Genomic DNA, 14,582 nt, shown 5'->3' on the forward strand with positions numbered 1-14,582 from the left:
GTTCCTCCCCATCGCGCAGCGATGGGGAGGAACTGTCAGCTCAACATCATATACCGCGCCAGATGTTCGTCGCGCGTCCCATATTCGCTCTCGATCACGGTCAGCCGCTTGAACAGTGCCGACACCGGCAGCTCCTCGGTCATCCCCATGCCGCCGTGCAATTGCACCGCATTCTGCCCGACGAACCGCCCCGCATCGGCAATCGTGACCTTCGCGGCGCTGATCGCTTTGGCGCGCGCGGCGGGGGCAAGGTCGAGCGCATCGGCGGCGAGCGCCGCCGCGGCCGCCGCGCGGCGCGCCTCGATATGCATATCGACCAGCCGGTGCTGCACCGCCTGAAAGCTTGAAATCGCCTGCCCGAACTGTTCGCGCTGGCGGCAATGGTCGCGGGTATCGCTGACCAGCCGCGCCATGATCGCGGCGGCTTCGGCGGCGATGGCGGCGGCGCCCAGATCGAGAATCTCGGGAATGTCGTCGGGGGTCAGCCCAAGGCGCGCGGTCGCGGGCAGGGACACATCGTCGAGCAATATGTCGGCGGCGCGCCGCCCGTCGATGGTCGGATAGGCCTTCATGACGACCGCATCGCGCGGCAGCAGGAACGCCGCCGTGCCCTCGGCAGTCCCCGCCGTGACGATCACGGCGTCGGCCTCGGCGGCGCCGATCGCGAGCAACTTGCCGCCCGACAGGCGCCAGCCATTGCTGTCGGCTTCGGCGTGCGCGGGGTCGCTGTCGTCGAGCCACGCGAGCGCCAGCTTCGCTTCGCCGCTCGCGACGCGCGGCAGCCAGGCCGCTGCCTGCTCGCCCTCGGCGCGGTCGAGCAATACGCCCGCCAGCAACACGCATTCGAGATAGGGCAGGGCGGTCGTCCGCTCGCCCAGCGTTTCGAGCACGGCAAACCCGTCGCGCGGCGCGAGGCCCAGCCCGCCATGCGTTTCGGGAAAGGGCAGGCCGAGGACGCCGGCGTCGGCGAGCGCCTGCCAGCTGTCATCGCCGGACTTCATGCCGTCGAACCGCGCGTCCAGCGCGTCCTTTAATTCACGCGTCATGCTCATCTCAACCCGCCTTTGCTTGCGGCGCATCGCGCAGGATGATGTCGGCGGCGCGCCACGCCATCGCCATCGTCGGGCCGTTGGTGTTGCCCGACGGGATCGCGGGCATGATCGAGGTGTCGATCACCCGCACCCCCTCGACACCGCGGACCTTGAGCGCCGGATCGACCACCGACGCGGCATCCTTGCCCATCCGGCAACTGCCGACGGCATGATAGCCGCAGGTGCCGAAACGATCATAGGCGTCCATGATCTCGGCATCGCTTTCGAAAGCGGGGCCGGGCATCGTCTCGCCCGCGATCATGCCGGCGAGCGGCGCCTGGCTGGCATAATCGCGCATGACGCGCACCGCGCCGACCATTGCTGCGCGATCCTCTTCGGTCGACCGGTAATTGGGCTGAAAGCTCGCCGCCGCATCGGGGTCGCGCGTTGCGATATGGATGCTGCCGCGCGACGTCGGGCGCAGCGGATAGACGACCGCATTGATCCCCGGCTGCTTCTCCAGCGCGGTGCGCTGCTTTTCCATGTCGAAGCTGAACGGCGCGATCAGCATTTGCGCGTCGGGGCGGTTGAGCCCGGGCCGGGTCTTGAACCAGCCGCCAATCTCGTAGGCCGCCGCCGCCATCGGACCGTCGCCGGTGAGATAATAGCGCAAGGTCGCGAGCAGCAACCGCCAGCCGCCGAACACCCGGTTCTGCGACAGCGCCGCCTTGGTGAGCTTCCATTGCAGGATGATCCCACGATGCTCGATCAGCCCTTCGCCGACCGCCGGATTGTGATGGACGACCGGGATGCCCAGCGCGGCAAGGCGGCTTTCATCGCCGACCCCCGACCGTTCGAGGATCGCGGGGCTCGCCATCGCGCCGCCGCAGACGATGATTTCGTGATCCGCGTCGATCCGCTCGCGCGCACCTTTGTAAACGATCTCGACCCCGACCGCGCGCGCGCCGTCGAACAGGATACGATCGACGGTGCGGTCGGTCAGGACGGAGAGGTTGGGGCGCTTTTCGGCGGGCCGCAGAAATGCCTGGGCCGCGCTCTGGCGCTTGCCCTTGAAGATGGTGCGCGGGGTATAGCCGATCGCGACCTGATCGTCGGGAGCGTTGACGTCGGCCTTGCGCGCCCAGCCCATCGCTTCGCCCGCCGCGACCTGCGCATCGCTGACCGGCATGCGCTGCGTCGGCATCGAGACTTTCAGCGGCCCGGCATCGCCGCGCGTTTCTCCCGCGCCCAGTTCGTGATTTTCCAGCGCGCGGTAAGCCGCGCCGATATGCTCCCAGCTCCAGTCCTTGCTCGACTGTTCGGCGATCGCGTCGAAATCGGCGGGCTGGCCGCGGACATACATCATCCCGTTGACCGAGGTCGATCCGCCGAGCACGCGCCCGCGCACCCAGGCCTCGGACTGGCCCGCGGTCGCGGCTTCGGGCTCGCTCATATGGACCCAAAGATGCCGGGGGTCCTGCATCACCTTGGCGAGCCCCTTGGGCATCGAAATGAACGGATGGCGGTCACGCGGTCCCGCTTCGATCAACGCGACGCGGATCGCCGGATTTTCGGAGAGACGATAGGCCAGAACACAGCCCGCCGCCCCGGCGCCGCAGATGACATAATCGAAGCGCATACACTCTTCCCTTTGATCCGCCGGTATTTTTCCGGTCCATCCTATCGAACGGAGGCCGTCGATACGCTCTTCATAAAAAACTATTGTCATTAGGTAAAGGGTCGAATAGGGTCAGACCACGATAAGGAGAGGAATCGTCGATATGAGCGATGTTGCAGAAGTTGCGCCCCCCGCCCGCAAGGTGACGACGCTGGCCGAACTGACGCCCAGCCAGATCGAGGCGATCCGTAAAATTCCGGCCGAAAAGGACGCGGTGGTCGAGCCGCTTGGCGCGACGCGCGCCAATGCGATCTTCACTGGCCGCACGCGCTTCGACCTCGAACAGGAAAAAATTTTCCGCCGCTATCCGGTGCCGATCACCGTATCGGCGCTGCTCGAACCCGGCAGCGTCGTCGCGTGCGATGGCTATGGCATCCCGCTGCTCGTCTCACGCACCCGCGATGGCACGATCAAGGCGTTCATCAACGCCTGCCAGCACAAAGGATCGAAAATCATCGAGGATTGCGCGGTCCACAAACAGGGCCGCATGACCTGCCCCTATCATGCCTGGACCTATGGCATCGACGGCAAGCTGATCGGCGTGTCGCGCGGCGAGGCGTTCGAGGGCCTCGACAAAAGCCAGCGCGGGCTTGTTGAACTCGAAGCGCGCGAGTGGGGCGGGGTGGTCTATGTCCAGCTCAACCTCGACATTCCCGCCGACTGGTCGCAGCTGTCGAGCCAGGTCGCCGACGACTTTACCGCGCTCGGCATCCCCTCCGCCCATGTCTATGGTCGTAAGACCTTCGACCTGAAGGCGAACTGGAAGGTCGTGCTCGAACCCTTCCTCGAGGGCTATCATGTCCAGCGGCTCCACGCCGCGTCGATCGGCGACAAATTCCAGGACGCGCCGAACATCGTCGACATGTTCGGCCCCAATATCCGCCAGGTGTCGGGGCGCATCGGTTATGTCCCCGAAATGCTCGACGAGGATGCGGGAGCGAACGTCCACAAGCTGGTGACCCACGCCTATACGGCTTTCCCCAACTGCGTCGTCGTCACCAGCCAATATTACACCAGCATCATGCTGCTCATGCCGCGTGCCGCCGACCGGACGGTCGTTGAATATTTCATGCTGACCCCAGGGCCGGCGATGACGCCAAAGGCCGAGGAGGTGTTCGCACGCTCCTATGAACTGATCATCAACGTGTTCGGCGGCGAGGATTTTCGCGCTGCCGAGATCAGCCAGGCGGGGCTCAACGCGGGCGTGCCCGAAGAGACTATCTATTGCGGGCTCGAGGCGAATATTGTCCGCTATTATGAAGCGATCGAAGCGCTGTTGTAACCAAAGACCGGCGCAGACCGGATGGAGAGGAATTTCATGGCGCAGACCTTGTCGAGCGCGATTGCATGGTGGGCGCGGATGCGCCCCGATCAGCCCGCCGTGGTGCTGGGCGGCGATCGGCTGAGCTATGGCGATTACAAACACTGGTCCGACCGCGTTGCCGCGATGCTGGAGGCCGACGGGCTGCAACCCGGCGACCGCGTCGCGATTTGCGCGACCAACAGCCTCGCTTATTGCGCGCTGATCATGGGGATCATCCGCGCGGGCGGGATCGTCAATCCGGTCAACTTTCGCTTCACCCCGCGCGAGATCCGCGATCTGTGCGAAACGAGCGAGCCGCGCTTTGCTTTCGCCGCGCCAGAGTTCGCCGACAATATGACCGCTGCCGGCCTCGCGCCGCGCCCGATGGCCGAGGTCGAGGCGCTGCGCCATGGTACGCCGACCAGCGTTGCGCACGATCCTGATCCCGACGCACCCGTCGTCATCATCGCAACCAGCGGGTCGACCGCGAAGCCCAAGGGCGTCGTCTATACTAACCGCTCGATGACCGCCTATGCGGCTAACTGGGCGCTCGAGGAAACCGCCTCGTCGCCGGGCGCGCGCGTCATCAGCCTCGCGCCCCTCAATACCTCGGCGGGCTTCGTCCAGCTGATCCATTACACGACGCAGGGCTGCACCATCTTCATGGAGCCGGCCTTCGTTCCCGAGGCGATGTTGCGCCTGTTGCAGGATGAGAAGATCAACTGCTTCGGCGCGGTGCCGACCTTTTTCGAAGCCATCGCGCGCTGCGACGGTTTCGCCGATGCCGACCTGTCGTCGATCCGCCTCGCCACGGCAGGGGGGGCGCGGGTCAGCCGCCAGTTGCTCGACGCCTATAAGGCGAAGGGCATCATCATCCGCCAAATCTATGGCCAGACCGAAGTGGGCGGCAATGCGACGATGATGCCCGAGCATCTCGCGCTCGAAGAGCCCGAGAAATGCGGCTGGGGCGGTGTCTTCATGGAATTGCGCGTCGTCCGTCCCGGCGGCAGCGACTGTGACCCCGGCGAGCCGGGCGAAATCCTGATGCGCTCGCCCGGCATGATGCAAGGCTATTGGCGGAACCCCGAAGAGACCGCGAAAGTCATCAAGCAGGGCTGGCTCCATTCGGGCGACATCGGGACCCTCGACGAGCGCGGCCTGCTGACCTTCGTCGACCGGCTCAAGGATTTGATCATCTCGGGCGGGCTCAACATCTCGGCGGCTGAAGTCGAGCGGGTGGTATGCGAATTTCCCGGAATCGTCGAGGCGCTGGCGATTGCCGCACCCGACGCGAAGTTCGGCGAGACCCCGTTTGTCGTCTATCACGCAGAGGCCGAGGTCGATGTCGCGGCGCTGATCGCGCACTGCAACTGCAATCTCTCGAACTACAAGGTGCCGCGCTACGTCGCCTTTTCGCCCATACCCTTGCCGCGTCTTGCGACCGGGAAATTGTCGAAGCCGGCGGTGCGCGAGGCTTATGCTGGCGCCCATGAAAATATGGAGCGCGTACGATGACGGCTTCCCTTGCTGCCGGTTCGCCGGTGCCGCCGCATATCGCGCCGCATCTGGTGTTTGATTTCGATATTTACGCCGATCCGCGCATCGGTGAGGATGTGCAGGGCAGTTATGCTGCGGCGCTCGCCGATGCGCCCGATATCTTCTGGACCCGGCTCAACGGCGGCCATTGGATCGTCAAAAGCTTTGACGCGATTAGTCAGGTTGTCCTCGATTTCGAGCATTTTTCGGTCCGCGAGATGCAGATTCCGCGCGTTGAAAATCCGCCCTTCTTCATCCCGCTGAGCCTCGATCCGCCTGAAAATCTGCCATATCGCAAGGCGATGATGCCGATGTTCGGTCCGAACGCCGTCAAGGCGATTGAGCCGCGCATTCGCGAGTGGGCGGCCGAATTGGTCGACGCGGTCGTCGCGAAGGGCGCGTGCGATTTTCAGGGAGATGTGTCGAAAGTCTTCCCGGTCAGCGTGTTCATGGAATTGATGGGCATGGACCTGTCGCGCCTCCATGATTTCCGGGCGCTGGCCGAAAACTTCTTCTCGGCGCAGAATGACGAGGCCGAACTGGGTCGGCTCAGCGCACTGATCCTCGGCGAACTCCAAGCGCTGATCGCGGCGAAAAAGGCCGCGCCCGACGACAAGTTGATGTCGCACTTTATCGCGGTCGATGTCGGCGGGCGCACGATGAGCGACGACGAGATTTTGGCGATGAGCTTCGTGCTCTTCCTTGGCGGCATGGACACCGTGACGAACGTCACCGGCTTTGCCTTTCAGCAGCTTGCACAAATGCCCGACGTGCAGGCGCGGCTTGCCGCCGATCCGTCGCTGATCCCCGCCTTCACCGACGAGGCGGTGCGCCTCTATGGCGTTGTCAACACGCCGCGGCTGGTGGTCAAGGATCGCGACATCGGCGAAGCGAAGTTTCGCGAGGGCGAGATGCTGCTCAACATTCTTTGCCTCGGCAGTCGCGATCCGGCGAAATTCGCCTCGCCGAACGCTTTCGACCTCGATCGCAAAAAGACCGCGCATCTGACCTTCTCGTCGGGGCCGCATCTGTGCGTCGGCCATGTCCTCGGCCGCGCCGAATTGCGCATCCTGACCGAGGAGTGGGTGAAACGCATCCCCGCCTTCCGGGCGACACCCGGCGAGCGCCATGCCTTTCGCATCGGCACGGTGATGGCGCTCGAATCCCTGCCCATCGAATGGAATGCAGCCTGATATGTTGTTGATCGACGGCGCCGACGCGCCCTATTGGAACGGCTTGGCCGACGACGCCCTGATGCTGCCGCGCTGCGAAGCGTGCGGCACTTGGCTGTGGCCGGCAAGCGACCGCTGCGGCCCTTGCGGCAGCACGCAGGTCGCTTGGGTCCAGCGCGCGATGACGGGCACGATCTTTTCCTGGACGCGGACCTGGCATCGCTTTGGCTTTACCGAAGCGCTCGACCTGCCGTTCGTGTCGATCGTCGCGACGGTCGATGATTGCGGTATCCGTCTGCTCGGGCGGCTCGACGATCCCGATCAGGTAGACCCGCGGATTGGCGAGGCGATCAGTGGTCGTATCGGTAGCACTCGCGTCGAAAACCGCGACATTCCCACGATCATCTGGAGCCGCACCGCATGAATCCGCTTTATGGCAGCACCGCCGTCGCGGGCATCGGTGTGCGGCAGTATAAACGCGGCACATCGCCGCTCCCCGAACGCGGCGTCCTGACTCAGGCGGTGATCGATGCCTGCGCCGACGCGGGCTTCGCCCCCGCCGATGTCGACGGCTTCGTCTCCTATGGCGACGACCATAACGAACCCGTGCGGTTGATGTCTGATCTTGGCACGCGCGAGCTCAAATGGTCGAGCATGGTCTGGGGCGGCGGCGGCGGCGGTATCGCCGGCGCTTTCGGACTGGCCGCCGCAGCGATCGTATCGGGGCAGGCGAGCGCGGTCATCGTCTTCCGTGCGCTGGTCGAGGGATCGAGCGGCCGCTTGTCGGCGGCGGTGATGGCGCATCATCTCAACGATCATATGCTCGCCGCAGGGGTGGTGGCGCCGGCACAGGTGTGCGCGATCCGCGCCCACCGGATGTACGAGCATCATGGCGTGCCGCGCGCAGTGGCCGAGGAATTGGTGCGGGCGTCCTATTATCACGGGTCGCGCAATCCCGATGCCGTCGCCTATGGCCGCGACCTTGATCTGGGTGCAATGCGAAACTCGCGCTGGGTCGCCGAGCCGTTTCGCCTGTTCGATTGCAGCCGCGAGAACGACGGGGCAGGGGCCTTTTTGATGGTGTCGGCCGAACGCGCGCGTGACCTGAAGAAACCGCCGGTTTATCTTCTTGGCTGCGCCAATGGCGCGGAAAAGGGCTGGGGCGACCTGCTCGAGAATGACGATGAGGCGCTCTATCCGACCGCCGGATTCCGCCCGATCGCACGGCGGCTCTATGCCGATACCGGATTGTCACCCGCCGATATCGACGTCGTCCAGCTGTACGAGAATTTCAGCGCGCAGGGCGTCGCCTCGTTGATCGATCACGGCTTTTGCACCTATGAAAATGTCGCCGAGGTCATACGCTTCGACAATCTCATCGCACCGACCGGGAAATTGCCGGTCAACACCGGCGGCGGCAATTTCGCGCAAGGCTTCATCCACGGCATCGGAACCGCGATCGAAACGGTGAAGCAATTGCGCGGCGAGTCGGCGAACCTGGTGTCCGACGCGAAAATCTGTTTGCTCGCGGGTGGTCCCGGTGCGCCGACGGTCAGCTCGGCGATCTTCGGCAATATCATCCCGTAGGGGAGGCGCGCTATTCGAGCGGCTTGCCGATGCTGCCCGTCCGGATGCGTTCGCGCACTCCGGCGAGGAAGAGCCGCAGCGATTCGACGAAAAGCTGTTCGTCGTCGAACGGATTGTCGGCGACGGCTTGCGCCAGGCTGGGGTATTTCTCGCTGTCGACGGGCGGCATCGGATCGATCCCGCGCGCCCGCGCTGATGCTTCGAACAGCGCGGCGCCATAGGTATATTTTTCGACCGCATCGAGGACGGTCATCTGGATCGCTGTCGGATAGGGCTCTTCTGACGTGGCACGGTCATAGGCAGCGAGCAGCATGTGGCGGGGGAAGTAACGCAGGATCAGCGGCGCGGCGTTCGTGTGCTGGAGCAAAGTCTGCCGCGTCGCGACGCAGCGTGCGATAATCTGTTCTTCGAACGACTGACCCGTCGCAGCGATCACCGGCATTCGCACGAGCATGATCCGCGCGACTTCCTGCAACAGCTCCGACTTGTCCTTGAAGTGATGATAGAGCGAGGGCGGGCGGACGCCGAGCTTCTTGGCTACGAGGCCCAGACTCAATTCCTCCAGACCATGCTCGTCGATAACGTCGAGCGCGGCTTGTGCCGCACCGCTACGCGAGATCAGGGGTTTCGAAGGTCGTGCCACGGCTATTTCCTGTTGCTTTAGCTGCTCATGGCAGCGCGGGCGGCGAAGGGCCAGCCTAAAAGAAGAAGGTTTTGGATCGTCAACGGATCAGCAACCCGCCGTCCACCACGATGCTCTGGCCCGTGATATAGGAAGCCTGCGGCGCGGCGAGGAACAGCGTCGCTGCCGCAACCTCGGCCGGGGTTCCGTAACGCCGCGCTGGAATGGCGCGGAGCATCGCCTCGCTCTGTCGCTCATTTTCGCGAACGCCAGCGGTCATGCGCGTTTCGATAAAGCCGGGCGCGACCATGTTGACGCGGACGCCGTCGCGCGCCCATTGGTCGGCGACCGCGCGCGTAAAACCGAGCAGCCCCGTTTTGCTGGCGGTATAGGCGGGGGCATAGCCGATGGCGATGAAGCTGGCGCAGGAACCGACATTGACGATCGAGCCGCCGCGTTCGCGCAGGCCCGGATGACAAAGATAGCAAAGCTCGACTGCGGCATTCAGGTTGACGTCGATCACCTGGCCATAGCCTTCCATCGAATATTCGTCGGGATGCGACTGGCCGGCATTGTTGATGAGGATGTCGATTGGCCCCGCGGTCTCGACCAGCGTGGCACGGTCGGCGGGTTGATCGAGCCGCGCCGGGATATAGGTAAAGCGCGACAGGTCGTCGGCGTAATCGCTGGCCGCCGGGCGTGTTCCACTGATGATCACATCGGCGCTGCTGTCGGCAAAGGCGGTCGCAATGCCAAGGCCGATTCCCTGCGTGCCGCCGGTGACCAGCACGGTCTTGCCGCTGAAGTCAAATTGGATCATGCCTGCTCTTCCTTTGATTTAAAACTATTGATGTTAGATAAGGCTAGGCGCAGTGTTTTGGCAAGCTGGAGTGAAGTCCCGATGACGAACGGTTTGCAGCATATGGTTTTCGTCGCGCTGGATGACGTCAAACTGGTCGCCGACCAGGGCGGCGATGCTGCTGCGCCCGCGGTCATTTTTCTCCACGGCGGCGGACAGACGCGGCACAGCTGGAGCCGGGCGGTCGAACGCCTGCTGGCCGAAGGGTTTCAGGTCATCAATTTCGACGCGCGCGGGCATGGCGAAAGCGACTGGTCGCCGACAGGCGCCTATGCGCTGTCAGATCGGGCGGCCGATCTGGCGGTGGTAACTGCGGGGCTGAATGTGCCTTTCATTCTCGTCGGCGCCTCGCTCGGCGGCGCGACCTCGATTGTCGCGATCGATCAGGGGCTACGGCCGGCCGGCCTTGTCCTCGTCGATATTGTCCCCGAACCCGATGCGCGGGGCATCGACCGCATCATTTCCTTCATGCGTGGCCATCCCGATGGCTTTGCTTCGGTGGATGAAGCGGCGGATGCGGTCGCGGCCTATAATCCGGAGCGTACGCGCCCGGCCGCGGGCGGCGGGCTCATGAAGAATCTGCGCGAGGGGGATGATGGCCGGCTGCGCTGGCATTGGGACCCCCGGATTCTTGAAACGCAGTCCGAATTTCATCAGAGCGTCGTCCGGGAGGCGGCGCACGGTCTTGGATCGTCTTCAGACCTGCCCGTGCTGCTCGTGCGCGGCCTGTCGAGCGATGTCGTCAGCGATGCGGGGGTTGAAGCCTTTCGCCGGCAGGTTCCGCGGCTCCAACTGCTCGACGTGGCGGGGGCCGGCCATATGGTGGCCGGCGACCGCAACGATGCTTTCAACGACGGAGTCATCGCCTTTGCGCGGTGTGTTCTGGGCCAAGGCAAGCTCGCCATGCCGAACAAAATCACCGCTTAACAGCTAGATAGAACTCATCCACGTAAACCTTACGACGTTATTTTTAGCGATTGACTTTAAATCTAACAAGCTTAGGTTAATGGCCAAGGCCGCAGGTGACGGCCCGCTTTTTTATCTGGAGAGGACCGTCATGAATCGCAGTGCTTCGCTTCGTGCCATTCGCCACGCCTGCCTGGCGTCGATTATCGTTACGGCCGGATTGGCCGTCCCCGCTCAGGCGCAGGCACAGGTCAGCGATCCGGCACCCGCTGCCGACGAAGCTGTCCATGCACCGGCCGAAGGCGAAATCATCGTCACCGCGCGCCGCCGCGACGAACGCCTGATCGACGCGCCGGTCGCGATCACCGCGCTGGGGGGAGCACAGCTCGACAATTATGCGGTTACCGAATTCAGCGACATGGCATCGCTTGTCCCGACGATGGTCGCGGGCAAGGCGGCGTCGGGTTCGTCGGCCAGCATCTTCCTGCGCGGCGTCGGCTCGACCGCGCTCAGCGCCGGATTCGATCAGTCGGTGTCCTTCGTCGTCGATGGCATGCCGATGAGCCGTGGCCGCGAAATCAGCCTCAGCCAATATGACGTCCAGCGCGTCGAAGTGCTCAAGGGTCCGCAAGCCTTGTTCTTCGGCAAGAATGCGACCGGTGGCCTGATCGCGGTGTCGACCAACAATCCGCGCGACGTTTTCGAAGCCGGGTTCAAGGCGGGTTACGGCTTCGAAGCGCAGGAAAAATATGGAGAGGGCTATATCTCGGGCCCGATCGCCGAGGGGCTGCGCGCGCGCCTCGCATTTCGCGTCTCCGACAGCGAAGGCGCCTTCACCAACACCGCGGCGGCGACCTATCTTGATCCCTTCGGTCTGGAGCGCCACCGCAACAGCAAATATCGCGGCGGCGGGCGGACCTACAGCGGCCGCGCGACAGTCGAATGGGATGCAACCGACAATCTGACCTTCCAGGTCAAGACCGGTTATACCGACCAGAAGGATGGCGGTCCGAGCGATCTTATCGAACGCATCTGTGGCGGTGGGCGCACCACGCCCTTCTCCGCCAACGGTATCCCGCCGAGCCCCAATGCCGATTGCGCGATCGATGGCCGGTCGGACAATGCGACGCTGCCGCTGACGGTCGCGCAGGCTGACTATCGTTATGCCGGCGACGGCCATATGTATTCGCGGCTGAAGTCGGGTTACGGCATTTTGACCGCAACGCTGACGAGCGATGTGTTCGACGTCACGTCGATCACGTCCTATTATCGCTTCAAGCAGACCGATCTCAGCAACGTGTCGGGCGAAGCCTATCCGGCCAGCTTCTCGCAGCTTGCCGATTATCGTCAGACCGCCGAGGAACTGCGCTTCCAGTCGAAATGGGACGGCCCGGTCAACATGCTGTTCGGCCTGTTTGCATCGAGCAACAAGTTCATCTTCAACACCGATGCCTATATCTTCCCGTTGCCGGCCGCTGCGGGCAATCCGACTTTCACGACCTTCAAGCGCGACAATGGTTTTACGGGCAGCTCGATGTCGGCATTTGGCGAAGTGACGGCCAATTTGACCGACACGATCGAACTCGCGGGTGGTGCGCGCTGGAGCTATGAAGCGCGCAACAGCTATCAGGCGTCGTTGGCGGCGAACCCGGCCTTTGCGGGGGCCTTCCCGGGCGGGCGCCGTCTCGACGACCGCTACCGCGAGACCGACCTCTCGCCGCAGGTCACGCTCCGCTACAAGCCGTCACGCGACCTGACCTTCTACGCGGCCTACAAGGAAGGCTTCAAATCGGGCGGGTTCAATATCTCCCAGACGCTGACCCCTGCGGCGACAGTCGCGGCCGGCGAATATGGCGCCGAACGCGCGCGCGGGGGTGAGGTCGGTGCGCGCGCCATCCTGCTGGACGGCGCGCTGTCGCTCAACACCACCGCTTATTATTACGACTATCTCGACCTGCAGGTGCAGAATTTCGATCCGGTCACCATCGGTCAGGTTGTGGCCAACGCCGGTACGCTGCGCGTCAAGGGTATCGAGGGCGACTTCAACTGGCGCTCGGGCGGCTTCTCGCTGCGCGGCGCAGCGGCGTTCAATGATGCGAAGTATAAGGACTATATCGGTCAATGCTATGGTGGCCAGACGGTGGCTGCCGGCTGTAATCTCCTTGCGGGGCAGGGCGGTGCCTTCACCAGCCAGGACTATGACGGCCGTACCCCGCCGAAGGCGCCGCGTTTTGCGGGACGGATCGGCGCCAGCTATGACCTGCCGCTCAGCGCGTCAGGCTGGACGCTGCAAATGTCGAGCGACGTCACCTACACCGGAAAATATAACTTTACCGACACGCTGCGTCCCGACGGGGTCCAGTCCGCCTTTACCAAGATCGATGCAGCGCTGCGACTCAATGGTCCCGACGATCGCTGGACGATCGGCCTGATCGGCCGCAACCTGACCAACGAACTGGTTGTCACCGCAGCGAATGACATTCCCTTCGCGGGCGGATCGGGGACCGGAGCCACCGGTTCGGGCGTCCTCGCCGACATGTCGGCCTTTGTCGACAATCCGCGCGAAATCTATGTCGAGGTCGGGTTCAAATTCTAAACCAACAGGGTGGCGGGTGGCATTTTGGTGACGCCCGCCATCAAGTCTTTCGCGAGTCAGTTCGACCGCGGCGCAAAGTACAGACTGCTTCGCGAAATAGCCAGGCGTCCCCGACTAGTCCGGCGAGCCGCGTCTTGCTCCTTGCAGGCCCCGATCTGCAGGACGTGCAGGTCGCCGGCCATTCGGCCCTTCCGGGGGGTGGCGAGCTGACCGGGGATTGCTGCGCCGCCATGCGATGGCGGCAGCTGCTCTTGATCCGAAACACTCTAAAAATACTCTAAAGAGCCGTCCCGATGAGTCGTCGATGCGCGCGTGGGAGGTTCGCTGCGATCTCCACCATCGACGATGCGTGCTTTTAGCCGGGTCGTGGGCGTGTAAATGCAGCCGCCGGCGCGGTTTCCCGCCAATGACATGAAATCCCTGGCGCGCGCTTCTCTGCTTTCGGCGGCGCCGGCTTCGTATCGGTCATTTGAACAAGGTGGTGCCTGGCAAGCCAGCCATGCGGCGTGACACGCCTCTCGTGCGACATATTCGATTGTACTTGCTAGATAAGATGAGCTTGAATAGAAGTTATGAACTTACCCGAGAACATTGAGAAAGCGTAACTGGTTAATTTCTTGTTCGTTTCGAAATGGAATTTTGACAATGTCGGATTCTCTGGAAATGTTCGGTTATGCAAGCATGTCTTTGGTAAGTATCTCTACTTGTTTTGGAATTTGTCTAACATAGCCAGTTTTCTGGCGACAATGATACTATATTCCATTGTACTTTGGTCATTATCAATATGTTGTGATTATAGATCATTAGGATAATGTTATCATTTAGTCGCATAGCCTCATTGGCGATAGGTCGATTTGTCTATGCAAATGATGATGAGTCGCGGAAGCCGTAGTAAAATACCGATACGCATACGGTAAGTTTTCAGAATGGATAGGGTCGCAAGAAGTGGTTTGGTAGTCTGCAATACTTGGGAGATGAGACATGGAAAAACGCATCGAAGTTTCGCCGCGTAAACCTGGCGCCGTCGAAAGCCATCTCCTGCAGCAGAAGGATGCAACGGTATCTATTAAAGATGCTGCGAGCATAAAGGTTGCCGCTGCGCGCGGTGAACTCGCAGCGATGGAGCGGGAGGGAGATGATCTTGTCCTGCGCTTCGCGGATGGCACGAGTGTGCGCCTGGACGGCTATTTTACCTGCCCCGCGGATTCCATTCCGGATGTGGTTTTTGTTGACCCGGGCGACGGACGGCAATGGCGCGCCGAACTGAGCGACAGCACCTGCCACCTTTCAAC

Annotated in this window: 11 protein-coding genes and 1 pseudogene; 8 read left to right on the forward strand and 4 right to left on the reverse strand. The window is 62.9% G+C overall.

Going from position 1 to position 14,582, the window contains the following annotated elements; translation table 11 throughout:
* Positions 1–35 precede the first annotated feature (35 nt).
* Both AC1RRJ_RS04650 and AC1RRJ_RS04655 read right to left on the reverse strand, forming a co-directional pair.
* Complete coding sequence (locus tag AC1RRJ_RS04650) at positions 36–1,052, reverse strand: acyl-CoA dehydrogenase family protein (RefSeq protein WP_493120543.1); 1,017 nt, start codon at positions 1,050–1,052, stop codon at positions 36–38.
* Position 1,053: 1 nt separating this feature from the next.
* Positions 1,054–2,670 carry a GMC family oxidoreductase gene (locus tag AC1RRJ_RS04655; RefSeq protein ID WP_493120544.1) on the reverse strand — a complete coding sequence of 539 codons (1,617 nt, stop codon included), beginning with the start codon at positions 2,668–2,670 and terminating at the stop codon, positions 1,054–1,056.
* 142 nt (positions 2,671–2,812) lie between these two features.
* On the opposite strand from AC1RRJ_RS04655, the gene AC1RRJ_RS04660 reads away from it, so the two are divergent.
* Genes AC1RRJ_RS04660 through AC1RRJ_RS04680 form a run of 5 tightly spaced genes read left to right on the forward strand, consistent with a single transcriptional unit; the run spans position 2,813 to position 8,307 of the window.
* Positions 2,813–3,991, forward strand: coding sequence for an aromatic ring-hydroxylating oxygenase subunit alpha (locus tag AC1RRJ_RS04660; RefSeq protein ID WP_493120545.1), 1,179 nt, complete (start codon positions 2,813–2,815; stop codon positions 3,989–3,991).
* Positions 3,992–4,027: 36 nt separating this feature from the next.
* Positions 4,028–5,527 carry a class I adenylate-forming enzyme family protein gene (locus AC1RRJ_RS04665; protein WP_493120546.1) on the forward strand — a complete coding sequence of 500 codons (1,500 nt, stop codon included), beginning with the start codon at positions 4,028–4,030 and terminating at the stop codon, positions 5,525–5,527.
* Positions 5,524–6,741 carry a cytochrome P450 gene (locus tag AC1RRJ_RS04670; RefSeq protein WP_493120547.1) on the forward strand — a complete coding sequence of 406 codons (1,218 nt, stop codon included), beginning with the start codon at positions 5,524–5,526 and terminating at the stop codon, positions 6,739–6,741. Before AC1RRJ_RS04665 ends, AC1RRJ_RS04670 begins: the two co-directional genes overlap by 4 nt.
* Before the next feature lies 1 nt (position 6,742).
* The gene (locus AC1RRJ_RS04675; RefSeq protein WP_493120549.1) at positions 6,743–7,144 is read left to right on the forward strand and encodes a Zn-ribbon domain-containing OB-fold protein; all 402 of its coding nucleotides are present in this window, start codon (positions 6,743–6,745) and stop codon (positions 7,142–7,144) included.
* Positions 7,141–8,307 carry a thiolase C-terminal domain-containing protein gene (locus tag AC1RRJ_RS04680; protein ID WP_493120551.1) on the forward strand — a complete coding sequence of 389 codons (1,167 nt, stop codon included), beginning with the start codon at positions 7,141–7,143 and terminating at the stop codon, positions 8,305–8,307. The genes AC1RRJ_RS04675 and AC1RRJ_RS04680 overlap by 4 nt, the downstream gene beginning before the upstream one ends.
* A gap of 10 nt (positions 8,308–8,317) precedes the next feature.
* Here the strand turns inward: AC1RRJ_RS04680 and AC1RRJ_RS04685 are convergent, their stop codons facing one another.
* Together AC1RRJ_RS04685 and AC1RRJ_RS04690 are read right to left on the reverse strand one after the other, a co-directional pair.
* Positions 8,318–8,950, reverse strand: coding sequence for a TetR/AcrR family transcriptional regulator (locus AC1RRJ_RS04685; protein WP_493120552.1), 633 nt, complete (start codon positions 8,948–8,950; stop codon positions 8,318–8,320).
* A gap of 79 nt (positions 8,951–9,029) precedes the next feature.
* Complete coding sequence (locus tag AC1RRJ_RS04690; protein WP_493120553.1) at positions 9,030–9,749, reverse strand: SDR family NAD(P)-dependent oxidoreductase; 720 nt, start codon at positions 9,747–9,749, stop codon at positions 9,030–9,032.
* Positions 9,750–9,830: 81 nt separating this feature from the next.
* On the opposite strand from AC1RRJ_RS04690, the gene AC1RRJ_RS04695 reads away from it, so the two are divergent.
* The 3 genes and pseudogenes from AC1RRJ_RS04695 to AC1RRJ_RS04705 all read left to right on the forward strand — a co-directional run.
* Positions 9,831–10,715: an alpha/beta fold hydrolase gene (locus tag AC1RRJ_RS04695; RefSeq protein WP_493120554.1), complete on the forward strand. Its 885-nt coding sequence runs from the start codon at positions 9,831–9,833 to the stop codon at positions 10,713–10,715.
* A 130-nt stretch (positions 10,716–10,845) separates the two neighbouring features.
* Entirely contained in the window at positions 10,846–13,290 is a 2,445-nt protein-coding gene (locus tag AC1RRJ_RS04700) for a TonB-dependent receptor (RefSeq protein WP_493120555.1), read from the forward strand.
* Positions 13,291–14,271: 981 nt separating this feature from the next.
* Positions 14,272–14,553 (forward strand): annotated as a pseudogene (locus AC1RRJ_RS04705) (BapA prefix-like domain-containing protein); the annotation flags it as partial.
* Between the last annotated feature and the right edge of the window lie 29 nt (positions 14,554–14,582).

This window comes from Sphingopyxis sp. GW821-FHT12C06, from assembly GCF_058807415.1.

Coding starts and splice junctions, on each gene's coding strand:
- AC1RRJ_RS04650 (WP_493120543.1), bottom strand. CDS start 1,052: ATGAGCATGACGCGTGAATTAAAGGACGCGCTGGACGCGCGGTTCGAC.
- AC1RRJ_RS04655 (WP_493120544.1), bottom strand. CDS start 2,670: ATGCGCTTCGATTATGTCATCTGCGGCGCCGGGGCGGCGGGCTGTGTT.
- AC1RRJ_RS04660 (WP_493120545.1), top strand. CDS start 2,813: ATGAGCGATGTTGCAGAAGTTGCGCCCCCCGCCCGCAAGGTGACGACG.
- AC1RRJ_RS04665 (WP_493120546.1), top strand. CDS start 4,028: ATGGCGCAGACCTTGTCGAGCGCGATTGCATGGTGGGCGCGGATGCGC.
- AC1RRJ_RS04670 (WP_493120547.1), top strand. CDS start 5,524: ATGACGGCTTCCCTTGCTGCCGGTTCGCCGGTGCCGCCGCATATCGCG.
- AC1RRJ_RS04675 (WP_493120549.1), top strand. CDS start 6,743: ATGTTGTTGATCGACGGCGCCGACGCGCCCTATTGGAACGGCTTGGCC.
- AC1RRJ_RS04680 (WP_493120551.1), top strand. CDS start 7,141: ATGAATCCGCTTTATGGCAGCACCGCCGTCGCGGGCATCGGTGTGCGG.
- AC1RRJ_RS04690 (WP_493120553.1), bottom strand. CDS start 9,749: ATGATCCAATTTGACTTCAGCGGCAAGACCGTGCTGGTCACCGGCGGC.
- AC1RRJ_RS04695 (WP_493120554.1), top strand. CDS start 9,831: ATGACGAACGGTTTGCAGCATATGGTTTTCGTCGCGCTGGATGACGTC.
- AC1RRJ_RS04700 (WP_493120555.1), top strand. CDS start 10,846: ATGAATCGCAGTGCTTCGCTTCGTGCCATTCGCCACGCCTGCCTGGCG.